Source organism: Streptomyces sp. NPDC006335 (assembly GCF_040612795.1).
GTDB lineage: Bacteria > Actinomycetota > Actinomycetes > Streptomycetales > Streptomycetaceae > Streptomyces.
Genome location: NZ_JBEXQX010000009.1, coordinates 344,566 through 365,956 on the forward strand (window position 1 = coordinate 344,566; position 21,391 = coordinate 365,956).

A 21,391-nucleotide genomic window follows, 5' to 3' on the forward strand; every position below is an offset into this window, starting at 1 on the left:
GGGGATGCAGATCAGACGACTACCGAAACACCGGCGGGACCGTCGTCATCGTCCCCGCCGTCACTCCTCAACGCGTCGCCGACACGGTCGAACGCTGATCGCTGTGAGTCGAGCCTTACGAAGGTGTAGATGTCCATGGTCACGCGGATCGAACTATGGCCGAGGACTTCCATGATCATTCGAGCGTCGGCACCCTGCTCATGGAGGAGCGAGGCGCAAGTGTGTCGAAGGTCGTGGAAGCGGACCTTGCGGACGCCGACCCGTATGGACAGCGCCTCGAAGGAGCGGTTCAGGTTGCGCGGCTCGATCGGCGTCCCGTTCTTCGTCGTGAAGACCAGACCGTGACCCGTCCCCTTCCAGTTGTCGCCTGCGCTCTTTCGATCGGCGACTTGCTGAGCGCGCTGAGCACGAAGCGCCGTCACGCACTCGGACGGCAAGGCCACGCGTCGCGCCGAGCGCTGAGTCTTCGGAGCCACGATCAGCAGCTCACCGCCGACCCGCTGTAGAGCCTGCCGGACGGTGAGGACGCCGTCGTGAAGGTCGAGGTCCGACCAGCGCAGCCCCAGCAGCTCACCGCGCCGTAGGCCGATGCGCACCGCCAGCTCGTACGCGGCCCAAAGCCGGTTGTCACGAGCCGCCGCCAGGAGCTGACGGCCCTCCTCGACCGTGAGCGGTTCGATCTCGCGCTTGGTTCCCATGCTCAGCTCCACGTTCCGAGCCACGTTGCGGGGCAACTCGTCTTCTCGTACGGCGTGCTGGAGAGCCGCACGCATGATCACCAGCAGGAAGCGCACAGTCCGGTCTGAGGGGAGCTTCTTGCAGCACTTACCGAGGGCGCAGCAGCGCCGCTTGTGCTCCGGACGATTCTTGTCCTTGCCCTGCGCGCAGCACTGGCAGGTGACGGCCGTCTTGGCCAGAAAGGCGCGGATGTCGCGGGCGGTCAGCCGGACCAGCTTCTTCCGGCCGAACTCCGTGGTGACGTAGTTGCGAACGAGGGACTCGTAGTTGACGTAGGTCGTTCGGCGGACCTTGCCCTGCGCAACGTTCGTCAGCCAGTAAGCCAGATACTCGGCGATCGTCATCTTGTTGGTGGCGACCGGGAGGCCACTGAGGGAGTTCGCCTTGAGCTTGGTGAGCTTCTCGTGGGCGTCATCCCAGGTCTTGCCGTAGACGCTGCGCCGCTTATATGTGCCGTCCGTCGTCAGGACGTACGCGCTGCCCTCCCAACGGCCGTCCTTGCGCAGGTAGATGGTGCCCTCGTTGTTGGCGTTCTTCTTCGACTGAGCCATCAGGCGGCTTCCTGTTCGGTGCGGAGGGAGATGTACACGTCCACGGCGGCTTCGCTGATGCGTCGGCAGCGGCCGATCTTGAAGGAGGCGAGTTCGCGGGATCGGATCAGGTCGTGGACCTTCCAGCGGCTGATGCCGAGACGCTCGGCGACCTGGTCCACGGTGAGCACGGCCGTCGTCATGCAGGCAGCAGCCCTTCCTGTTTGGCGCGTTGGGTGTGGGCGATGTCGTGGCGGACCTGGGCAGCGAGGAGTTCTTCGCCGGGGCTGTAGCCGCTGCTGAGGTATGTCCAGGAGGAAGCGGTGACGAGGGTGGTGTTTTCGTCCTCGACGGGGAGGCCGGCCCGGAGGCGGGCGGCTTCGGCCTGAGCCGTGCGCCAGGCGCGGCGTACGTCGCGGAGTGCGCCGAGGGTGGTCGAGTAGGCGCGCGACTTGCTGGAGAAGTGGCCGCGGAAGCCGAGCATGTGAGCCCACTTCCAGAGCTTGAGGTGGGCGAACTCGGGGAGGTGACCGAGGGCCCAGGCGGTGCGGATCATCTGCCGGGCGTGCTGCTGGACGGGGAGGTCTGCGAGGGGTTCGGCTTGGCCGGTGCCGTCGCAGTCGGCGCACAAGTCACGGAATCCGTCCGGGCCGCGTACGTAGCCGCGTCCGGCACAGGGGCGGCATATGAGGGTGCGGTCCACGGTGCCCGCGCCTTCGGCGTTCTTGGTCGCGTACTTGGCCACGTATCCGGCGACCTTGGCGTCCGTGAGTTCGCCGTCCCCCAGGGCGGAGATCTGGTCCACCTTGAAGCGGTCACCCCACCGGATGATGCGTTCGCCGACCGCGTCCGACTCGATCGTGAGCCGGGCCCGCTCGACCGCCAAGCCGACGGCTACGCGGAGTGCATCGAAGGTGGCCCAGGCCGGGGGCGAGGTGGTGTGGCCGTCGGGCCCGTCGAAGCGGACGACCGCGTGGAAGTGGACCAAGCCGCGTTGTTGGTATTCGGCGACCTTGGCGAAGGAGACGCGGAGAGCAGCGTTGAGTGCCTTCTGCGTCAGGCCGAGGTGCTCGGCGAGGGCGCGGCGCAGGTAGGTGGTGAAGCGCGCCCACAGCGCCCCGGCATGAGCGTTCCACAGCACGGCCCCGGCGTAGTCGTAGCTCGTTGGAAGCAGCGGGGTACCGATTTCGGGGGCGTCCTGGGGGTGGCTTTCGCCGCATGCGCAGGGGCGGGGCTTGCCCGCGTCGGTCGTCGGACGGTTGTGCACGGGGCCGAAGGACGGGGCGGTGAGGGTGACGAATGCACGGGGGTGGTCGCGGACGGCTTCGGCGACGTTCTTGCCGCCGGACAGTCCGGCCTTGATCAGGTGGTAGGTGTCGGCGGCGTAGAGGCGGGAGCAGGCGGGGCAGCGGGAGGCGCGGCGGTTGCCGCAGGTGGTGAGGAGGCGTCCGGAGGGTTCGTCCTCGGAGCGGTAGGAGCGGACGACTTGCTTGGTTGTCTGGTCGGTGGTGACCGTCCAGCCGTGCAGGTTGACGGGACTGGTGCAGCCGCGAAGGGCGCGGACCTGTTCGGTGACGCGGTCGAAGTCGTCCGTGTTGGCCAGTTCGACCAGGTCCCGCAGGCCGGGGCTTATGACGTGGCGCAGGTCGAGGGGGCGGCGCATGAGTGGCGAGGAGTCCTTTCTGGCACGAGGGTGGGCCTGCGGGCAGCAGCGATTCAGTGCGCTCGGGCTGCTGCCCGCAGGCATGGCAGGTCGGGCCCAGGGGTGGGCGGCGGTGGGAAGTGCCGGAGAAGCCGGCGGAGGGGAGTAGCCGCTACAGAGCGGCGTGCAACGCGGTGGCCATGGGCAGGCCGATTCCGAGTCGCGTCTTGAGCTGGGCCGCCGTGATCGGTTCACCATGCTCGGTGTGGTGAGACGTCGCGATGGAGCGTGCTTCGGTCAGCAGCGGCTCAGGAACCTTGATTGCGGGCGAAGCGGGAGCCGGGGCGATCTGAGGAGCGACCGAGGCCGGGGCAGGAACGATGAGCGGCATCGCAGGACGGGAGACGTCGGAAGTCGTCTCAGGGTCCGACTCGATCGCGCTCGGCGGGGGAGTTGATGCGGCGGGGCGCGCAACAGTGTGGAAGGCGCGCAGGAGCTGCGGGCCGACGGAGCCCCAGCCGAGGAGGAGCAGCGGGGCGACCGCGTCGACGGCGGCACGGCCGTAGTGTCCGGCGACGATCGGTTCGGCGACGTTGAGGGCGAGGGTCAGCAGTCCGGAGAAGTGCATGAGGCGCGTGGCAGACGTCATCTGCTCTGCTGGGAGACCGCGTAGAGAGAGGTAGCGGAGTGCGACCAGGAGGCCGACCACGGATAGGTCCACCATCGGGGCGATGAGCGGTGCGATCGGGCGGGGCACGCCGAGGCGCAGGGCGAGGGACCAGACGTTGCCGAAGGAGAAGACGAATGCCAGCGCGGCAATGACGATCATGACGGCGGTGATGGTGCGCTGTGTGATCCGGTCTTCTGCCATGAGTGTTCACCTCCTCTCCTGAGGTATCAGGGACGTGCGAGGGCGTAGGTCAGGCTGCTCAGGCGTCGAGCTTCGTAAGATCCACATCCGCCATGCGAGGGCCGAGGACGGCTTCCAGGAGGGCGTTCGGGTCGGCGGTCAGGTCGGCCGTTTCTTCGGCGATCCGAGCCGCTTCCGCGTCGGGTACGTAGGGCGTACGGATGCGGGTGAAGCCGGGTTGCGACTGGTGGTTCATCGACGCGACGCCGACGTAGGTGGGGTCTTGGAGGTTGATCGGGTTGGCGTCCGGCCATTCCCGGATCTCGTCGCCGAGCGCGGCCACGGCGGCTTCGGCGGTCTTCTGAGCGAAGCTCAGGCCGACAGGGCACACGTCGCGGATGAAGGTGGGGATCGCGTCGCCGGTGGACTTCTGAGTGGTGAGGATGACGAGCAGTCCCACGGACCGGCCCTTTTTAACCAGGTCTTCCACGAGCCGAGCGTTCTCGGCGGCGAGCGCGGCCAGCTTCTTCGTCTGCTGGTCGCTGCCCTTGTGGTCGCGGAAGTAGGTGTGCGCTTCGTCGACGATCAGTACGACCAGGGGCCAGCTCTCGGAGGGGCCGACGTCCCACATGGACTTCACGCCGAGCACGTGGCGCACCGAAGCCGACCGGGCGCGGCGGAGCTCCACCAGGTGCCGGAACAGCTTGTTGGCCTCTTCCAGGTCATCCCCCACGAAGGCGAACATGCGCTGTACCCAGTCCGCGTAGTCGCCTTCATAGGCAGCCGACACCTTGCCGTCCGCGCAGGCGAACTGCACCGCAGGCGAGGGCGCCCAGTCGGAGAGCAGCCGGTTGATCAGGCTGGTCTTGCCGAAGCCGGGGAGGCCGGCCACGGTCACGCCGGGCACCTGGGTGAGGTTCACGGACACGGGCTGCGCGTACTCGTCCAGGCCCAGATCCCACCGGGCTGTCTCCTCGGGTGGCTCGCCCGTGGGGTGGTGCTCGGTGGGGAACTTCAGCGGGTCCAGTCGCACACCCCGGATGAGGACCTGCCCAGGACTGTCCTGGGTGACCGCCACTCGCGTGCACCGCCAGGCGTCCGCGAGGTGCGGGCCAGCCTTCTGGAATTGCTGAAGCCCTACGCCAGGCAGGCACTGCGCCCGCGCGATCACTCCGTACGCGTCGTGCTTCACCTTCAGGGCGGGGATAAGGACGCGTGGCCTGATCGGCTTGCCGTTCGTGTTCGCCAGCGACGCCAGCGCGGTGGGGGTCTTGTCCGTGGCCGACAGCATGGGTGCGAGCCGCTTCCAGCCCCACCGCACGCGAATGGCCTGCCGTATGGACTGCCGGGTCATGGCATCGGCGCGAACGTAGCGGACCACCCACCAGACTGCCCATCCGACGAGCACGGCGAGCGCGAGGGCGACGACGAGCGGGACGTGACCGAAGATGCCTTCCGCCGGGGGGTTCGGATCCTTCATGTGCGCTTCTCCAACGGGTTGTAGAGGAAGGCCCCGAGGGTTGTTTCGAGGGCCGCCCGATCCGCCGGGCAGTCGAGGCGGGGGTAGCCGTAGCCGACGAGTACGGCTGTCACCGAGGTCACGAGTGATTCGGTGAACCGGGCATCCGGCCCGGCGTGAGGCAGCGGGTAGCTGCGCTCAGCGCCGGACCGGGAAGTGGTGCCGCTCACGCGGCCTCAGCGGCCGGGGCCACCAGGTCCAGGCGGCCCGCGCGGTAGGCGATGCCGTCCGAGAGCGAGCCGTTGAAGATGCGCGCCCACGGTGTGGCGAACAGCTCCACCGGCATGACCGGGACGCCCGGCCGGAGGCCGTTGGGGAGACCTGTCTCCGGGACGGTGATCTTCAGAGCCTCGGCACGGTCCTCTTCCATGAAGAAGAGGGTGATCGTGTAGAGCTTCGCGCCGGTCTCACGGTCGGTGGCGAACTGCGTCTTCTCCTGGTCCGCGTACTTGGGGACCGGCAGGGTGCCGACCATGAACGAGGACGTGGGGAGCAGGCCAACGCGGATGCGTGCCATGGGAGTTGATTCCTCTCGATTGCGCTCCGTCAGGGTGGCGGGGCGTGATCACCGTTGAACATAGCTGACCTAGCAGTGTCAAGTGAATCGGGTGAGCTAGGTACCTATTGGCATGGGTCACCTACGTCAGTGGGGTGTGCTAGGCGAGCTAGGGTAGATATCCTTCGTTCATGAGCCCCGCGCCAGAGAGCAAGCACGATCGCCGGCCGCCGTATCAGCACGCTGCCGACGAGATTCGGCGCGACATCTTGCAGGGGCGGATCAAGCCGGGCGAGCAGATGCCGTCCATCCGGGAGCTACAAGAACGCTTTGGCGTGGCGAACATGACCGCCAGGTCCGCGCTCAACGTCCTGCGCGATGAGGGTCTGATCTACACGATCCACGGGCGGGGCAGCTTCGTCGCTGACCACAACGCCGGCGGGGAGCTCTCGGCGAACTACAACGCTCCAGCCTGGTATTTGGCGAACAAGGACGCGAGCGTTGGCCAGGCAGGGGCGAGGGAGGGAGAGCCCGACGACGCCGAAGCAGTCGAAGTCGCCGGGACCACCCTTGCCGAGGTACTCACCGCACTACGTGACGAGATCCGTGTTCTCAGTGCCGATCATCAGGAACTGCGGCGTGAGGTCGAGGAACTGAAGGCAGCTCAGCAGCCGAAGCCGTAGTCCTGAACTGGGCCACTTCCTCTCGCAACTCCCTTGTCTCTCTGCTGAGGCGAGCGACCATGGCCCGCATCTCCTCGATCAGTGCGACCACCTGATCCGTGTCCCCGCCGTGAATGCTGGTCGACCCCATTTCGTTGTCCGGTATGTGCTCGCTCATCGTTCCTCGCTTGCCACCGTGCCGTCGTTGCGTGCCGCACTCGCTCGCTCCGTCGGGGCCCGCCCGCCGCATCCGTGTCTCTCCCAGGTCGATCGACTACTTCGCTGCGGTGCTGTTCAGAGTTTCTTTACTGGATCAAGGCGGCCCGCCTGCGGCGGACCGCGCGCGCTGGCGGCCACGGGCCGCCGCCGCTCCCTGTCTCCGCCACCGCTGCGCCGGCCCCCGGCCACTCAGCGCGCAGTACCGCCGAGTCAGACACCATGGGCAGGAAGCGGCTCGCCCAGCCCGAGGACCAGGTCGAGCCCGAGCAGGCACGACCCCACCGCCCTGGTGACCCTCGTTTCGAAATCTGGAAACGTGGCTGATGCCGGAACAGGGTTGCTGGAGACATACGTGACGGGTGCTTGTTCGGCGGACTCGCCGTCGCGGCTGACTTTCGGTGGTCCAGGTCAGAACTGTGCGCCCAATGACCGTCGTTCAATTGCCCTCCTCCCCAACGCAACGCCAGCTGACAGGGGTTGCAGCCGCACCCGAATCCGAGCACGCCGACTGCCCCGGTACCATCGGCACCGGGGTCCTGATCAGGGCTTCCATGACCGGGCCACCCGGAATGCTGTCCAGGCTGAGGGTGGTCCGGTCTCTTGCTGTCGGTCGCCCGCGCGAGCAGGCTCGGTGAAACGGGCCGTGGGATCAGCTCAGGGCTTTGCCCACCTCGTAGATCGTTGGCCGGTCTTCGGGAGCGTGGCTGAGCATCGCGTCGACCAGGTCGCCCAGCTCACCGGGCGCCTTCACAGGACGACGCCTTCCGTTCGCCACTGCTTCTCTCTGGACGGCGCGTGGAGCGTCGTCCGGGTACTCGACCGCTCGCCACCCGGTGGCTGAGATCAGGAGGGAAGCCCCGAGGGCGTAAATGTCGGCCTCCTGCGTCGGCTCGGCTTCTCCGGTATCGAGCACGCTGCGAGCGATCTCTGGTGCCTCGTAGTGGACGAGGCAGCCGCGGAACGGGAAGTCGTAACTCTCAGGTACCTGCCCGCCGCGAGCTAGCGCGAGGTCGATGAGATGGGTTCGTACCGGCCCGATGATGAAGTGGGCAGGCTGCACGTCGCCGTGTGCCCAGCCTCGTACGTGGAGTTCTGCCAGCGCTTCGACGCAGCCCAGTGCCACGCTGTAGTGCGGCGTGATGGATGAGCCGCGCCTGCGGCAGGGCTCCCAGATGCGGTACAGGTCTGGCCCCTCGTGCCACGGCTGGAAGTTCCAGGTGCCGCGTTCCCACTCGCCGTACGCGGTCTCACCCGAGCCGAGACGGTGCAGCACGGCCCCTTCGCGTGCGGGCGCAAGTGCGGTCCAGGGTTGGGCCGACCACTCCCCGGTGGCTTCGATCGGATGGCCGAGTTTCACGGCGTGGTGACCACGTGGGCCGTCCACCTCCCAGACCGTGGAGCCCCTACGGCTCAGGACCAGCCGCTGTTCCGTGGGCATGAGCGCGTCGAGCACCACAATCGGCATTTCAGGGGTTGAGTCGGACAACGCCCTCTCTCCTTCCGGCGACGCGGTCGACCACCAACCCGGGCCGACCGAACCGCTGTTGTCGGGTGCTACGCCTCACCGTAGGGACGGCCGCAGTCCGAGTCGCACTGTGCGAGGTTCGTGCCGTCGACGGTCCACAAGTCGTCGAAGACCGCGAATCCGGCGGCCTTCATGGCACGGGCCGAGGCCGCTACCTTCTCCGGGTCGCGGGCCCCGCCGCCCGGCTTCGGGTTGTGATGGAGGAAGCGGCCCGCGTACCGCTCACACAACCGGGCGTACTCCTTGGTGTGCAGGATGAGGGCGTGGAGGCCGAGGTCCACTTCATCCGAAGGGACCATGGAAACAGTGGCAGTTGCCGCCGTGACCACGAAGGCCACCGCCTGGTCGGCGATCCGCTCGGCACGCTCGGCCGACTCGCTGTTGTGGGTGACCACGAAGTGGGCGAGGCTCTCGAACAACTCCTCGCCTGCGACCGCGCGACCGGTCTTCTGCACGTTCGCCGTTGCTGTCATGTGCCGTCTCCTCATGTGAAGTGGTGCAGGGCACTTGCCTGCCGCCTCGATCGCCGAGTGCAACTCGAAGGCGATCGCCAGCGGGATCGGAGGCCGGCCCGAACGGGGACGGGGAGCCGTACGTGGCACCCGCTCGGGGCGGCCGGTCTAGTACTGGCCGGTGCCGAGGGCCATGCCGATCACCAAGCCGCACGAGCCGCTGATGCAGATGATGAACAGGACCCCGGCGTACCGGCCGACGGCGCGCATCACAGCCCGACCCGACTGTTGCCGTTCCTCGTTGCCAGGCGGGCGCTGAGTTCTTCCCGAGCGCTGAGCGCGACGACGTTGTCCGGCATGGCATCCCACTCCCTGCCTCCAGGGATTGGCCGCATCTGCACGCGACCGCCAATCTCACCCATGACGACGCCGATGCGTCCGCTGGCACTGTCCTTCGCCAGTTCGCCGATGCCTGGCCTGGTCTGCTGGTTGCTCGCCATGCACACGAGCTTCGTGCCGACCACCAGGACGTCGGAACCACCGACAATCCCCACTTCAGGACGTCCCGCGTCGGGTAGAACGTCCCTAGTGCCGTCCCCGGATGTTAGGAGAGATTGAAATGGCAAACGAGAGACTACGTGCGGCCATGGCGGCCGGTGGCTGGACGTACAACGCCCTCGCGGGCAGGGTCGAAGTTGATCCCAAGTCCGTCGAACGATGGGTCAACCTGGGGCGTACCCCGCGTCGTGCCACGGCCATGTTGGCAGCAGAAACGCTAGGAGAAGACGTGCACGCTCTATGGCCATCGCTCAGGCAGGCACGCCCCGCCCGCGCCGTCAGCCCGGAACTTGTGGCTCTCTACGACCAGCGGGCAGATATCCCCGTATCCACCTTCGTGGACCTGCTGACTCAGGCGCGCGAGCAGATCGACGTGTTGGTGTACGCCGCCGTCTTCCTGCACGAGGCGTACCCGAGACTCAACGAGCTCTTGCAGGAGCGAGCGGCCGAGGGCTGCACGGTCCGCATCGCGCTCGGCGACGCGGAGAGCTCGAACGTTCAACAGCGCGGCGACGAGGAGAAGTTCGGCCACGGCATCCAGTCACGCTGCCGCCTCGCGCTGATGCACTATCGCCCGCTTATCGGGACGCAGGGCATCGAGGTACGGACCCATGCCACGACGCTCTACAACTCGATCTATCGGGCCGACGACCAAGCACTGGTCAACGCCCACGTCTGGGGCGTGAACGCCTACCGGGCCCCTGTGTGGCACCTGCGCCGAAATGGGGAAGGCGGCATGTTCGAGACCTACGCTGACAGCTTCGATGCAGTGTGGGCGACCGCGAAGCCAGTACGAGAGAAGTGATCATGGCACGCACTGAGTACTACGACGACCCGGACGCCCCCAAGCCCAACAGTCTGGTCGTTGCCGCGTCCGCGGTGGTCACTGACGACGAGGGACGCATCCTCCTACAGCGCCGGCGAGACAACGATCTCTGGGCGTTGCCTGGCGGCGGCATGGAGATGACGGACTCCCTGCCGGGCACTGCCGTCCGTGAAGTGAAGGAGGAGACGGGCCTGGACGTGGAGATCACCGGTCTCGTCGGAACGTACACCGATCCGCGCCACGTCATCGCTTACACGGATGGTGAGGTGCGGCGACAGTTCAACGTCTGCTTCACCGCGCGTGTGATCGGGGGCGAACTCGCGATCTCGGACGAGTCCACGGAGCTGGCGTTCGTCCAGCGCGAGGAGATTGATCAACTGCCTATGCACCATACGCAGCGGCTGCGAATCCGGCACTTCGTGGAGCAGCGTGAGCGGCCCTACCTCGGCTGATTTTGGCGTCTCTGGGCCAGCTCGACCGCCCAGCGTCAGCCCCGGTCCACGCTTTTAACTGTAATGGTGTGACCTTGAGTCGGTGCAGGGGCGCTCACCCACGTTCATGGGCGGTCGGCTTTCATCGCTGAGACGGTGCGGGGTCTCGCCTGAACGTCCGTGAACGGGGTTGAATGAGACAGGGACTGAGGTGGGCAGCCGAATGGCAAACGCACCTTGTCATCTCGGGTGCATGGCCATCTTGGCGCTGCTTCAGCGTAGAAAAAGAACTGCGCGCACAGACTCCCCTGAGTCTGAGTGGACGGCGGCCCGCTTCTGTGATGTCGCCAGAGTTTCAGAATGGAATTTCTCTTTCCAATTCCAGCAAGCGTTGAGCCTCGGACTTCATTCCGGCGTCGTTGAGAATTTGAGAGAAATCTGCATGCTTGCCCCGGGGTACCGCTGTGAGCAGAAATTCCAGCGTCTTGCGCAATTCGATTCCCTCAATCTGCTCTGTCTTCAGACAGTTGATCAACCTCATGAGTCGATGCGGTCCATTCTGTGAGCCCGCATGTAGGATGATCTCTCGATCCCCATAAAAGTCTTCAGGGATGGCTCCAGCAGTCGCCAACGCTATCCTGGGCCATGTGTGTAACCCGATATTCTCTGCGAGTTTATCGGCGTCGTTCTTCAATGTGGCCGCGCGCAGCGCTCGCAGGACGTCGGCCAGATCTGGCCTGGTGCCCCCCAGCCAGTCGCCTTTGCCGAGAATGGCGTCAACGAAATTATGTGCGTACCAGTCCAACTCTCCTTCAGTCCGGCGAAGTGCGACCAAGATTTTGGGTATCTGGGAGGCGTGCTGAGTCAACAAGCAGGTCTGGAAATATCGGTTACTGATGTTTTCGGGACTGTCCTCACCTATAGATTCGAGGATCTTCACTATCTGGCCGGGTGGTGCATGAGCAGCCAAGTTAAGGAAACCTTGGTAATCCATGTGTGCGTAGCCGAGTGCAACAACGATAGTTGGCAGCCATGTTTCTAAAGGCTGGCCCGCTCCCTGCCTTGCGAGGTTTGCGATGTCGTCCATGCCGGCGTGGATTAGGGGCGGGATTAGTGCCTCCAGATTAGATGAGTCGCCCTTCTTGTGTCCCTGGGGTGCACTTGGATCCGTCTCACGTGGCGGTTCAATGGAATGCAGATTCTTGGGAGAAGCGGGGTGCGTTGCCTTTTCTTGCCAAACTTGCTCATCGGTGTCTTCAGCCGGAAGGGGAGCACCGATCGAACGCGCGTAGTCGGCGCATGCTCGAACCAGAGCTAGCACCTGGACCATTTTCAGACCACTAGTTCCGGAGAACTTATCCTGAATGGAGGCCCGGCTCATCCTTCTGCCTTGGCGATCGGTGAGCTTCTCCAGGTCTCGCAGCGAGGGATTGCCTGCCCGGACACGCAAGCGACGCAACTGGTTGGCCAGAGAGTCATCAGTCATCGCCCCACCCCGTCTCATGTTTCGTTGCCGCTGCCTGTCCAGAGTCGTCCAGCATCGGCCACAACTGTCCAGCTCGGCTCCGTTCAGACTAGGGCTCGGTGAGCCGGCTGTCCGGAGTTCAACAGGAACGTCCGAGGCACTGGTGGACAGCTGCGACGCACAGCTTCTCTTGGGTGTGTCCCCATCAACGGACGCTTTGTCAGACGGTGAGAGGAGCATGGAACCAATGGATGTGACCATCACGCTCTGGGTTCTGGCTGGCTCGGGCGTGGCGAGCGTGGCATTGTTCGCGGCCAAGAGCCTGCTTGATCAACTACCGGGAGTCTTCGACTCTTGGCGTGCTGCGCGGCGCGCGTGGCGAGGAGACCCGCCACCAGCACCGGAGCTTTGCTCCTGCCAAGGTGCCTGCGCGCTGGATCACTCAGGCGCTCGCCCTGTCTGAGCACCCGCCTAGACGTATCTGCTGGCTTGTGGACCAGATACGGATCGCCGCTGGCGGATAGCCCGGAATCAGGGGAATGCGAAGGTCATACATGGCGAAGACCCTGCTCGCAGCACTCTCCTGAATACCGTCGTGGCGCCAGTCACCCTGAGTTCCAGTTCCACACCCACTGCAAGTCAACGGCCCTTGACCAGGTAAGTCGATCAAGGGTCGCTGACTCGCCCGCTGACCCGGAGTGGCCGCGAATCACCCATGGTTCCCGGTCGGTCCGGCGCACCTGGGGCACGGCACCTTATTCCGTCGATCAGAGCAGGTTGCGTCAGGGCAGGCGTGGCAGGGAGACCGAGGTCGTTGGCCACAGGCGGACGTACAGTCACGCTGAATGTGAATTCCTTGATCATCCCGACCGTCAAGGGAATCGCAAGTTGCTGGGTGTGCCAGCGTCCTCTGGCCATGAGTAAACGAGATGGCTCCCGGGGCCGCGTGGACTACCTTGTAGTTATGAGTCGTTGTACAGCCCCGCGCCGGGGTCACCGCACCGCCAGTGGACGTGCAGCGTGCCCCGCATGCAGCGGGGGAAGCTACGGGTACTCATCGCCCCGGTCCTATTACCCGCCGCCGGCTTCCACCCCGCGGAACGGTGGCGGGGGCAGCGCCACCAGTGGGGGCAGTTCCAGTAGCGGCAGAACCCGGGCGCCTTGGTCACCGAGCACCTCCTCCGTGACTTACACGGCTGCCGAGGTAAGGAACCTGACTCCTGTTCGCGACGCCGCCGTGTCGCGCGCGAGTCAACAGCCAGACCTTCGCGATGTCTTCCTCTGCCACGCATGGGACGACCGACGCAATGCTGCTAAGGAGTTGTGCGCCCTGCTGGAAGCAGAGGGCGTCTCGGTCTGGTTCAGCGAGAAGGACATCGCATACGGCCTACCGTTCATGCGGGAAATCGACAGGGGCCTGGCGAGGTCGCGTACCGGTCTCGTCTTGGTCACCCCTGCGCTACTGACACGCCTCGAGCGCGGTGGCGTCTCCGACAAGGAGCTCTCTGAGCTCCTTGCACGTAACCTGCTGCTCCCTGTCGTGCACGAGACGACCTACGGCGAACTTCGAAACGTCAGCCCCCTCCTTGCATCCCGAAATGGGTTCGACACAGCGGAGGATTCGATGGCCGTAGTTGCCACCAAGATCGCCGAGCTGGTCGCCGTTGAGGACGACCTGATCACACCGCCCACATCGGCGAACTAGCCGTCCGATAGCGTGCCTGGGCGTCGCTCCCACTCACCGGCGCCAAGCCCGAGGCCGGCGATACGGTGGCGCGCTCTGCTGGGTAAATGCCTCAGATCAATGTTCGATTTGCCCCTGGCACGGTGGGGTCTTCTCGCATGCACCGGGAACATCGGCGACTGCTGACAGCTGCGGCTGTTCGTGGCCGTTGATGTCGGCCTTGGACGTAAGCGGAACAACTCGTATCGGGAAGACCTTCAGCAGCTCATCCGGTCTGTCGGCACAGTTCCACTAAACGTGCAACCCGCCGCACTTTTACAACGCACGGCAGGTGTGCCGGTTGTCGTCCGTCCAGCCGGTAAGCATGTGGCATCACGCTTTAAATTGACAGATTCGAGAATTTATTTAGCACTGCACGGTCGAAGTGGAGTATGAAATCTCGGGATACAGTGGCAGCCTTAAGAGGGGTGTCCGGGGTAATAATAACTATGCGCCCGTTCAGCCCCACTCCCAAGATTCTGGGGAGATCCTCCCTTATTCGAAAAAAATCCTTATTCTTTGCGACTTGCAGATCGGTCAGGCGTCCATCGCCATGAACAATGCAATTCCGTAGATCGATAACGGCATTAAAATCCTGGCTCTGTTTGTCGCCAGCAATGTTTACTCCGAAGGCGGAAGACAGCCACTTGCGCCTGGACTCCCACGACCGGTAGATAGAATCTTCCACTTCGGCGTGCAGTTTTTTCGCCAGGGGGAGCGTCATGGCTTCGTCTGAATCAAAAAGGTGCTTAAGTACCTTGTCCACGTGAGCCTCAACCAAAGTGGCACACGATACGACGGAGGATCGAATACCGTCATAGTCCCGTTCAAGGTAGACGCGGGACCCGAGCGGGATAATCCTCCTCAGCGCCCTCTCGCCGCTGTCTGTGAGCACCCACGACTTCAATTCTGCCGCCCCCATTCATATGCGCCTCTATTCATCGGCCGTCCACTGATCACAGAGTTCACGACTGACCCGTTTAGAGTGCCCTGACACCCCATGGATGCCGCTATGCCATGTTCTGTAATGGCAGTGGCTTCTTTAAGTAGAAACATGGCCATTTCATCAGTGAGGAGGCCAAACTTTGCTGACACCCAGGCTGCCTCTGCTCTGACAATTTCGTGTCGATCCTTACACTGGGCTTGAGCCCAGTCGAGAATCCATTTGGCATCATCAGTTTCGCATGCAGGGAGCTTTCCTGCTACGTGAAGGAGCCAAATGCGAGCCCATGGGCCAATTTTCCCAGCCTGCACTATACTGCGAAGGAGTGACCAATTCTCGGTCACCTCGTCGAACCCATCCATACGGCTCAGGACGTACTTACATACCCGTTCAAGTCGCAACGGGTCTCGGTAAATAAGATCTGTGAAGACCTGGGCTTCGATACGCCGATCTTTCTGAAGTGCTGTCAGCGCATATGGAATCATCTTGCGCAGAGCTATTTCATCGTGATGCTCTGTGTCAGGGCTGCCCAATTTTGTTCGCCTGTGCCAGTCGTCAACTATTCGGTGCATAGAGGCAATGAGTGCCTCCTCTTCAGCTGGCGGTATCTCCACGAACTCGACGTCGTAGTCGCCGCCAACTAGCTGCACCAAAGTGAGTTTTGCCTTCGCGTGGTCTAGGTACTTTTGCTGGAGTTCCCGTTCTTTATCAAGGCGTAGCTTGTATCGATCAACCCTGAAGATTCCTGTTTTATCTGAAGAGAGAATTAGGCCCAAATCGCGGGCATATTCTGCCGCGTATTCGATTACCTCGGTGGCTGCTTCCCAGCTGTCGACTCTGACTCGGAAGTCGTCTGCGTAGCGCAAAACCTCCAACTTGTTCCGCATTAGGCGACGTTCCAGAATACTAAGGTAGAGGTCCGCAAGCCTGTCACTAGGCCAAGAAAGCTGTGGAAGCCCTCGATTGTTGAAGGAGCACCTCTCCAGAAACGAGCGTATCGCTTCAGCCTTCTTGGCGTTCATGGTTCGAATCAGGAGTTCACGATGCAGAATATCGTGATCGATGAACTCATAACAAGCTGCGATGTCTATGTCGACGATGTATTGGCTGGGTGACTGTTTTGCGAAGTCCTCGTAAGCCTCCCATTTTCCATCAGCGCGACTGTCAGGCTCTAGATCTTTTGTGATCGAATCTACCAGGGCGACAAAGAGGGAGCGGGCCGATATGTCCGGGATGACAATTGGGCGCTGCCCAAATTTCTTTTTGGGCATGGTTATGGTCTCCACGGGAATATGCGCCTGTGGGTCAGAAGCTAGTTCTGCCAGCCCGGCAACTATCTCGTGCGAATTTTCCAATGACCTGTCAGTTATAAGGGAGGGCAGCCTATCTAGTGGCGTGGCTAGCGTTTTGGATACTGCCTTGCTGATGTTCAGGTCATTGGTCATGTGGTACCTGTCCTAGCCTCGTCTTCACTCCGTACGAACAGGATGGCAGGCTGCCATCGTTCAGTCACCCTGATCAGAGCGCGAAACGAGTTAGGCGAGGCGGGTCTGGTTGGCGTCCGGGCTTGCTGGGATCAGGCACGGCTAGGTTTGTAAGCCAGTTCTAGCCTGAGCATCGAAAATCAGCCACGACGGCGAGTATGCCGGGCCGAGGACTCGCCTCGTCTGTCTCCGGACTTCGCGTGCTGGTCCCAGCCTCGCTTGGTCTCTGTGCCACGGGCTGTGCCCGTTTGCAAGCCTGAGCGTTGTCGACGTATCGGTCGCGTACCTCTGGGCTCGACCGTTCGTTCTGAAGGTGTCGCGCGCTGAGTGGCGGAGACATGGAGTGGCGGGCCCATGGCGCCTTGAACGGCTGAGTGCTGGAGAAGTTCCGCGAATGCTGGGAGCTGCGCTGGTTCTCAGTCCAGAACTGACGGCAACTCTGACGGCAACGACGGCACACGGAGGCTGTTGATCACGACAGTCGGCAATCAGGCGGGAGGAAGGCGGAGCAGCCGCCAGGCAGCCTGCCCGATCCTACGGATCAGAAGGTTGCAGGTTCGAATCCTGCCGAGTGCACACAGGTCAAAGGCCCCTCAGGATCACTCCTGAGGGGCCTTTTCGTGCCGTACAGCAGCGAAGTACAGCAACAGGCTTCGACTAGTCGGTGCCGGAACCTCCCATGGCGTCGGACAGCTTGCCCAGCGCGGCCCGTACCTCTTCCTCGCTTGCTTCCGCGTAGACCTCCATCGTCATGGCGATCTGTGCGTGGCGAAGGATGCGCTGAGCCACTTCGGGTGGACCTTGAGAGCGACGAGTAGCGAGCTGCACGTGTGCCGGGTGTTCCGGAGCGGGATCACCCGGAGGCCGGCACGGCGGGCACGCACCCTCAAGGCACTGCGTATGCGGCGCGCTCAGCAGGACGGGGGCCGGAAGGCAGCGGAGACTGATTGCCCTGAGGTGGTGGCCCCACGGAAGCGGGGGCCGACGGCAGTCCTGACGGCAACGGTGGCGGACGGCAGCGGCGCTCGGCGGCCCAGCACGGTGGCAGCACCAGATAATCTGAACGGCCCACCAAGGCGTGCCCGCGTCTTCTAAGCGCTAGGCCTGAGCACTGCCCGACGGTGAACGCCGCAGGTTGCAGGGGTTCGGTGCGGCACCGCAGGAACGGCGACCTTGGCTCTGCCCTCCGAAAAAATTGGGCGTGCCAGACCCGTGCCAGATCGTGCGGGGAACCACGGGGAACGCCGGGGCTTCATGGAACGGTCAGCCAAACACCGAGACCGCTCCGCCGCAGGTCAGCCGAGCGACCGCCCTCAGAGCACCCAAGCTTCCCAAGCTGATGTCACGTGGCTACGTAGACGAGGGGTGTTCTGTCAGTGGTGACCAGTAACCTGCGACGATCAGCCGTCACGTGCCTGGAGGTGCCGTGGAAGCCACTGCTCTCGCCAGCCCCGGTCAGTTGTGGTCGGCTCAGGAGGTCTTGGTTCGCCCGAGTCCTGTTCCGGCGGCAGCAGGGGTCTACGGGTGGCACTTCAAACAGTCGCCCCACCCGGACCTGGACGCTGGGCGCCTGCTGTACATCGGTATAGCCCCGCGATTCATGGCGAACCGGACCAGCACGCAGAACCTTCGCAAGCGGGTGCGGTACCACTACCGGGGCAACGCGGCGGGCTCGACGCTGCGGCTCACCCTCGGATGCCTGCTCGGACTTGAGCTGCGTCTCGTGGGCAGCGGCAAGCGAATGACCTTCGGCAAGGCCGGTGAAGCCACCCTGAGCAAGTGGATGGCGGACAACGCCCGGGTGTGCTGGATCGAGCAGAGCGAACCATGGGACCTGGAGTCACAGCTCATCTCCCAGCTCGACCTCCCGCTGAACCTCGACCAGAACCGCCACAACGCGTTCCACAGTCGCCTGAAGGAGATACGAGCCCAAGCACGCCAACGTGCACGAGAGTTGCCCATCAGCTCGTAAGCCGCCGAACGGGCAGTTGCCTGGGCCGTCCGAGGTCGCTCGACAGTGGCCAATGACGACCAACGACGACCACCAGACAGAGGAGGCCACCGACCCTGAGCAGCGAAGACCCAGCTCCCCGTGATCCCCGGCAAGACCCAGGGCAAGAAGAAGAGTCGATGCCCTCAACCGTCAGTGTCGGTCAAACCGAGCTACGTCCCGAACAGTGCTTGGCAGCTTCATCAGCGAAAGCGCAGAGCTGACCGATGAACTCTCGATAGCTGTCAGGGGCATCGCGGTCCTTGCTGGGCGGCCCGTCGATCCACTGCTGCCAGAGCCCATTCGGCGCGAGGAACCGGGCCGCGTGGTCAGCACCGAGCTTGGCGTCGAGCAGCAAGAGCGCGCCGAGGGCGGCTTGCTGGTCGTAGTGGAGGTCAGGTTGGGAAAGGTAGTAGTCGAGATAGGCGACCAAGGCGTCTGCGTCGGCAGAAGTGCCGAAGGTGGCCAGCGCCACGCAGTACGCCTGCCCTGCATACGGCCCTTCGCTGGCGAGCAGGAGTTCGCCAAGGCGCTCCCGGAACTCGGTCCTGCCGGCCACAGCGATGAGCCAGGCCGCCGTCTTGCGCTCGCGCCATCCTCCGTCGAGCAGGGTGCACAGTTCACGAGGGCTGATCTCACCGGCAGCCTTGCCCAGCCTCTTCATGAACCTGGCTCGGTCGCGTCCACTCATACCTAGAAGGACGCCACCGACTTTGAGGTACCGCCGGTCGGGCGTGACGTAGCGGCGGATCAACCTGAGCCGCTCGTCCTCTTCGTCGCTATGGCGCATGGCAGCATCCTCGTACGGAGGAAGCTGTCAGACCAGCGATCTGGCTGGCCGAACGCCCCAGCCCTGCATGTCCGTCCGTCTCAGTTTCCGTCTCATTCAGCGCCGTTCACAGTCGTTCAGGCGAGACCGAAGCCGATAGCCGCTCCCACGGCCAACCGCCCATGAACGCAGGCGAACAGCCCTGTACCCACCCCATCGCCCCACCCCCACAGTTGGAAAGCGTGTTGGCACAGTCCGGGTCACTCTTTGGAGCGGCGTCGGGTGATGTGCGCCTCGATGAGGCGGACTGCCAGATCATGGCGTATCTGGAAGGCAAGGTGCAGAGGGCTGAGCCCGTCCCGGGACGGACGCTCGGGGTCGGCGCCGTATGCCAGGAGAACTGCGGTGCATGCCGCTTCGAGAGGTTCTCCTGTCTGGACAGCTCCGTCGGCCTCACCGTCGATGGCACGGAGCAGTGGAGTCCAGCCGCTGTGACCATCGAATTCGTCCGGGTCGGCACCGGCGTGCAGGAGGCGCGTCAACTGTGCCAAGTCGTCCATCTCCACGGCCACGTGGACGGGGGACATCTCGTACTGTTCGGAGTCCGCACGCTGCATGCCGCCGATTCAACCTCACGCCGGTTGCCGTACAGCAGCGAAGCACAGCAACCCCAGCAACCGATCATGACCGACAGCGACTCGGGGACACCGGATGTCGGCCCCTATAACCCTTGTTGACCGATCTCTGTAGAGCTACGGATCAGAAGGTTGCAGGTTCGAATCCTGCCGAGTGCACACAGGTCAAAGGCCCCTTGGGATCATCCCAAGGGGCCTTTGACATCAACGGCTGACATCAACGCGGTCGGATCGGGCGCTCAGCCCTCGGGGTCCGGCTCCGTGTCTCCCTCCGAATTCACGTCGGGCTCGTCGAGGTTCAGGGCGTCGTCCATCTGATCGGCGGCGGCCCGCGGCGACGTGTCCATCACGTGCGCGTAGGTGTCCAGCGTCATGGTGATCGTGCTGTGCCCGAACGTCTCCATGATCCTGGGAGCGCGATGCCGACATCGAACGGCGCCCGAGACCAGGCAGCTTGGATACGGTCGAGGTCGGTGGTGGCGCGCTGTTCCCGCTTGCGGTGCCGACTCGCGCACTCGCCCCTTCGGGGGCATGCCTGCTCACCGTGCAGGGTGGGGCGCTTGGGGCCGGGGCGCAGGCGGTAGACGTGCCAGCCGCGCGAGCCGGCGACGAGGGCGGCGCGCAGCAGCGCGGTACGGGGTCATGGGCCATGCTGGATGGCTCCGGCTCCTTGACGGGTTCTGGTGACAAGGGCGGCCCCGCGACTTTGGCGAGACGAGGGGCCGCCCTTCGTGTATACCCACGAAACGATTCGAAGGCAGGACACATGCGTGGGGTGGGAGTGGCCGTGACCGTCGTAGCGGTGATGACGGTGATGACAGGTTGCGGCGGCGGGGACGGCGTCGGCACAGCAGGCGAGCGGGCGACGACGACTGCTCGAGCGGCCGAAAAGAAGGCCAGGGACGAGCTGACCCCCGATGCCGTACGGGGCGATGTCGGTCTGCGGCCGCTGCTGCGGGGATCGGGCACCTGGGTTTCCTCGACACGAGCAAGGCCGGCAATCCGTGCCGCCTGATCGCGTCCTTGCGAACTGGAGACGCGCCGAAGCGTGAGTCCGTGGACTCCGTGCTCGCCGTGCTGAAAGCGCGGGGCTGGGGACAGATGGAGCAGATGCCGACCGAGGACACCGACCGGCTTGGCACCTGGTGAAGAACGGCTGGGAGATGTTCCTGGGCGCGGGGAAGGTCCCCGAGGGAGCGGGGGTCGTATTCGACGCGTCGGGAAAAGCGTGCGGGGTGCCTATGCCGTCGCGGCCCGCAGCCTCCGACATTACGCCTCCTGAGCCGCCCGTCCTTCCCTGAGAACGCAGGAATGGTGCTCGGACTTGAAGATCCGCACGGCGATGAACCCTTGGTGAAGATTGAAGCCCCGCTCGGATCATCCCGAGGGGGCTGCTGTCGGCCTCGCGGAGGTCACTGAGGGAAGTCGACCATGCGCTTTTAGCCACGTGAGTTGATGGCGCACGTTGCTCGGTCCAGCAGCAGAGTCAGACGAGGTCCCGCCAAAAAGGGACTGTTGCCTTCGGGTTCCAGGCCTCGTCGACGTCGCAGCGTGCCTCGTCGAACTCCCGGTGCATGTAGTCGGCCAAGTCCAGTCCGTAGTAGATGACATCGGTCTGCCACATCGAGAGCACCGGATGACCGAAGGTTCCCGGCCCGGTCGGCAGGTATCGGTGGGAGTACACGGGCACCAGCACCGGCGCCGCCCTCAGGTGGCGCCTTGCCGTGTCCAGTGCCGTCGCTCCATCAGACGGACGGCCGCCCCAGCCGTCGTACCAGAACGCGTTGTGCTCGACGCTGAGGAGAACACCCTCGACCGGCCAGGCGAGCTGTCGACGCAAGCTGTCCAGGTCGCCACCCCTCCACTCCGGCCAGGGCTTGAACCAGGTCTGCCCTTCCTCGGGAGGAACGTTGACCGGTAGGCCGGCTGCAAGG

22 protein-coding genes and 2 pseudogenes are annotated in these 21,391 nt (G+C 64.1%); 5 read left to right on the plus strand and 19 right to left on the minus strand.

From position 1 onward, the window contains the following. Positions 1 to 11: 11 nt before the first annotated feature. From ABZ098_RS25915 to ABZ098_RS25945, 7 genes are all read right to left on the minus strand, one after another. Entirely contained in the window at positions 12 to 1,289 is a 1,278-nt protein-coding gene (locus ABZ098_RS25915) for a tyrosine-type recombinase/integrase (protein ID WP_356594937.1), read from the minus strand. Continuing rightward, positions 1,289 to 1,471 (minus strand): helix-turn-helix domain-containing protein, encoded by a 183-nt coding sequence (locus ABZ098_RS25920; protein ID WP_356594939.1) that lies wholly within the window; start codon positions 1,469 to 1,471, stop codon positions 1,289 to 1,291. Before ABZ098_RS25920 ends, ABZ098_RS25915 begins: the two co-directional genes overlap by 1 nt. Then, positions 1,468 to 2,931 (minus strand): replication initiator, encoded by a 1,464-nt coding sequence (locus ABZ098_RS25925; protein WP_356594941.1) that lies wholly within the window; start codon positions 2,929 to 2,931, stop codon positions 1,468 to 1,470. The genes ABZ098_RS25920 and ABZ098_RS25925 overlap by 4 nt, the downstream gene beginning before the upstream one ends. A gap of 151 nt (positions 2,932 to 3,082) precedes the next feature. After that, entirely contained in the window at positions 3,083 to 3,781 is a 699-nt protein-coding gene (locus tag ABZ098_RS25930) for a DUF2637 domain-containing protein (protein WP_356594943.1), read from the minus strand. 58 nt (positions 3,782 to 3,839) lie between these two features. Beyond that, on the minus strand, positions 3,840 to 5,240 hold the full coding sequence (locus ABZ098_RS25935; protein ID WP_356594945.1) for a cell division protein FtsK: 1,401 nt from the start codon (positions 5,238 to 5,240) through the stop codon (positions 3,840 to 3,842). Continuing rightward, entirely contained in the window at positions 5,237 to 5,362 is a 126-nt protein-coding gene (locus ABZ098_RS25940; RefSeq protein ID WP_356594947.1) for a hypothetical protein, read from the minus strand. The genes ABZ098_RS25935 and ABZ098_RS25940 overlap by 4 nt, the downstream gene beginning before the upstream one ends. Positions 5,363 to 5,445: 83 nt before the next feature. After that, positions 5,446 to 5,796, minus strand: a complete 351-nt coding sequence (locus ABZ098_RS25945) for a hypothetical protein (RefSeq protein ID WP_006381100.1) — start codon at positions 5,794 to 5,796, stop codon at positions 5,446 to 5,448. 170 nt (positions 5,797 to 5,966) lie between these two features. Here ABZ098_RS25945 and ABZ098_RS25950 point away from each other — a divergent pair, with 170 nt between their 5' ends. Beyond that, entirely contained in the window at positions 5,967 to 6,458 is a 492-nt protein-coding gene (locus ABZ098_RS25950; RefSeq protein ID WP_063805549.1) for a GntR family transcriptional regulator, read from the plus strand. Positions 6,459 to 7,305: 847 nt separating this feature from the next. Here the strand turns inward: ABZ098_RS25950 and ABZ098_RS25955 are convergent. The 3 genes from ABZ098_RS25955 to ABZ098_RS25965 form a co-directional block, all read right to left on the minus strand. Beyond that, complete coding sequence (locus ABZ098_RS25955) at positions 7,306 to 8,142, minus strand: protein kinase (protein ID WP_356594949.1); 837 nt, start codon at positions 8,140 to 8,142, stop codon at positions 7,306 to 7,308. A gap of 68 nt (positions 8,143 to 8,210) precedes the next feature. Continuing rightward, positions 8,211 to 8,654: a hypothetical protein gene (locus ABZ098_RS25960; RefSeq protein WP_356594951.1), complete on the minus strand. Its 444-nt coding sequence runs from the start codon at positions 8,652 to 8,654 to the stop codon at positions 8,211 to 8,213. 248 nt (positions 8,655 to 8,902) lie between these two features. Continuing rightward, entirely contained in the window at positions 8,903 to 9,133 is a 231-nt protein-coding gene (locus tag ABZ098_RS25965) for a hypothetical protein (protein ID WP_356594952.1), read from the minus strand. Between the two features lie 119 nt (positions 9,134 to 9,252). On the opposite strand from ABZ098_RS25965, the gene ABZ098_RS25970 reads away from it, so the two are divergent. Then, positions 9,253 to 9,996, plus strand: coding sequence for an XRE family transcriptional regulator (locus ABZ098_RS25970; RefSeq protein ID WP_356594954.1), 744 nt, complete (start codon positions 9,253 to 9,255; stop codon positions 9,994 to 9,996). Between the two features lie 2 nt (positions 9,997 to 9,998). Next, a complete protein-coding gene (locus tag ABZ098_RS25975) occupies positions 9,999 to 10,469 on the plus strand; it encodes an NUDIX domain-containing protein (RefSeq protein ID WP_356594956.1) in 471 nt (156 codons plus the stop codon). 334 nt (positions 10,470 to 10,803) lie between these two features. Here ABZ098_RS25975 and ABZ098_RS25980 read toward each other — a convergent pair whose 3' ends face one another. Next, on the minus strand, positions 10,804 to 11,934 hold the full coding sequence (locus ABZ098_RS25980; protein WP_356594958.1) for a hypothetical protein: 1,131 nt from the start codon (positions 11,932 to 11,934) through the stop codon (positions 10,804 to 10,806). 1,162 nt (positions 11,935 to 13,096) lie between these two features. On the opposite strand from ABZ098_RS25980, the gene ABZ098_RS25985 reads away from it, so the two are divergent. Beyond that, on the plus strand, positions 13,097 to 13,618 hold the full coding sequence (locus ABZ098_RS25985; RefSeq protein ID WP_356594960.1) for a toll/interleukin-1 receptor domain-containing protein: 522 nt from the start codon (positions 13,097 to 13,099) through the stop codon (positions 13,616 to 13,618). Positions 13,619 to 13,976: 358 nt separating this feature from the next. On the opposite strand, the gene ABZ098_RS25990 is transcribed toward ABZ098_RS25985, so the two are convergent. The 3 genes and pseudogenes from ABZ098_RS25990 to ABZ098_RS26000 form a co-directional block, all read right to left on the minus strand. After that, positions 13,977 to 14,402: a hypothetical protein gene (locus ABZ098_RS25990; protein WP_356594962.1), complete on the minus strand. Its 426-nt coding sequence runs from the start codon at positions 14,400 to 14,402 to the stop codon at positions 13,977 to 13,979. A gap of 137 nt (positions 14,403 to 14,539) precedes the next feature. Further along, positions 14,540 to 16,024 (minus strand): reverse transcriptase domain-containing protein, encoded by a 1,485-nt coding sequence (locus ABZ098_RS25995; protein WP_356594964.1) that lies wholly within the window; start codon positions 16,022 to 16,024, stop codon positions 14,540 to 14,542. A gap of 696 nt (positions 16,025 to 16,720) precedes the next feature. Continuing rightward, positions 16,721 to 16,947: pseudogene (locus ABZ098_RS26000) on the minus strand (site-specific integrase); the annotation flags it as partial. Between the two features lie 716 nt (positions 16,948 to 17,663). Between ABZ098_RS26000 and ABZ098_RS26005 the strand changes: the two are divergent. Next, positions 17,664 to 18,035 (plus strand): GIY-YIG nuclease family protein, encoded by a 372-nt coding sequence (locus tag ABZ098_RS26005; RefSeq protein WP_356594966.1) that lies wholly within the window; start codon positions 17,664 to 17,666, stop codon positions 18,033 to 18,035. 181 nt (positions 18,036 to 18,216) lie between these two features. On the opposite strand, the gene ABZ098_RS26010 is transcribed toward ABZ098_RS26005, so the two are convergent. The 5 genes and pseudogenes from ABZ098_RS26010 to ABZ098_RS26030 form a co-directional block, all read right to left on the minus strand. After that, positions 18,217 to 18,843, minus strand: coding sequence for a DUF6000 family protein (locus tag ABZ098_RS26010; protein WP_356594968.1), 627 nt, complete (start codon positions 18,841 to 18,843; stop codon positions 18,217 to 18,219). 239 nt (positions 18,844 to 19,082) lie between these two features. Next, entirely contained in the window at positions 19,083 to 19,439 is a 357-nt protein-coding gene (locus ABZ098_RS26015) for an ankyrin repeat domain-containing protein (RefSeq protein WP_356594970.1), read from the minus strand. Positions 19,440 to 19,696: 257 nt separating this feature from the next. Then, complete coding sequence (locus ABZ098_RS26020; protein ID WP_356594972.1) at positions 19,697 to 19,861, minus strand: hypothetical protein; 165 nt, start codon at positions 19,859 to 19,861, stop codon at positions 19,697 to 19,699. 11 nt (positions 19,862 to 19,872) lie between these two features. Then, positions 19,873 to 20,085, minus strand: a pseudogene (locus ABZ098_RS26025) (bifunctional DNA primase/polymerase); the annotation flags it as partial. Positions 20,086 to 20,943: 858 nt separating this feature from the next. Continuing rightward, on the minus strand, positions 20,944 to 21,297 hold the full coding sequence (locus ABZ098_RS26030) for a hypothetical protein (RefSeq protein WP_356594974.1): 354 nt from the start codon (positions 21,295 to 21,297) through the stop codon (positions 20,944 to 20,946). Positions 21,298 to 21,391 lie beyond the last annotated feature (94 nt).

Coding starts and splice junctions, on each gene's coding strand:
- ABZ098_RS25915 (WP_356594937.1), bottom strand. CDS start 1,289: ATGGCTCAGTCGAAGAAGAACGCCAACAACGAGGGCACCATCTACCTG.
- ABZ098_RS25920 (WP_356594939.1), bottom strand. CDS start 1,471: ATGACGACGGCCGTGCTCACCGTGGACCAGGTCGCCGAGCGTCTCGGC.
- ABZ098_RS25925 (WP_356594941.1), bottom strand. CDS start 2,931: ATGCGCCGCCCCCTCGACCTGCGCCACGTCATAAGCCCCGGCCTGCGG.
- ABZ098_RS25930 (WP_356594943.1), bottom strand. CDS start 3,781: ATGGCAGAAGACCGGATCACACAGCGCACCATCACCGCCGTCATGATC.
- ABZ098_RS25935 (WP_356594945.1), bottom strand. CDS start 5,240: ATGAAGGATCCGAACCCCCCGGCGGAAGGCATCTTCGGTCACGTCCCG.
- ABZ098_RS25945 (WP_006381100.1), bottom strand. CDS start 5,796: ATGGCACGCATCCGCGTTGGCCTGCTCCCCACGTCCTCGTTCATGGTC.
- ABZ098_RS25950 (WP_063805549.1), top strand. CDS start 5,967: ATGAGCCCCGCGCCAGAGAGCAAGCACGATCGCCGGCCGCCGTATCAG.
- ABZ098_RS25960 (WP_356594951.1), bottom strand. CDS start 8,654: ATGACAGCAACGGCGAACGTGCAGAAGACCGGTCGCGCGGTCGCAGGC.
- ABZ098_RS25965 (WP_356594952.1), bottom strand. CDS start 9,133: ATGGCGAGCAACCAGCAGACCAGGCCAGGCATCGGCGAACTGGCGAAG.
- ABZ098_RS25970 (WP_356594954.1), top strand. CDS start 9,253: ATGGCAAACGAGAGACTACGTGCGGCCATGGCGGCCGGTGGCTGGACG.
- ABZ098_RS25975 (WP_356594956.1), top strand. CDS start 9,999: ATGGCACGCACTGAGTACTACGACGACCCGGACGCCCCCAAGCCCAAC.
- ABZ098_RS25980 (WP_356594958.1), bottom strand. CDS start 11,934: ATGACTGATGACTCTCTGGCCAACCAGTTGCGTCGCTTGCGTGTCCGG.
- ABZ098_RS25995 (WP_356594964.1), bottom strand. CDS start 16,024: ATGACCAATGACCTGAACATCAGCAAGGCAGTATCCAAAACGCTAGCC.
- ABZ098_RS26005 (WP_356594966.1), top strand. CDS start 17,664: ATGGCGAACCGGACCAGCACGCAGAACCTTCGCAAGCGGGTGCGGTAC.
- ABZ098_RS26010 (WP_356594968.1), bottom strand. CDS start 18,843: ATGCGCCATAGCGACGAAGAGGACGAGCGGCTCAGGTTGATCCGCCGC.
- ABZ098_RS26015 (WP_356594970.1), bottom strand. CDS start 19,439: ATGCAGCGTGCGGACTCCGAACAGTACGAGATGTCCCCCGTCCACGTG.
- ABZ098_RS26020 (WP_356594972.1), bottom strand. CDS start 19,861: ATGGAGACGTTCGGGCACAGCACGATCACCATGACGCTGGACACCTAC.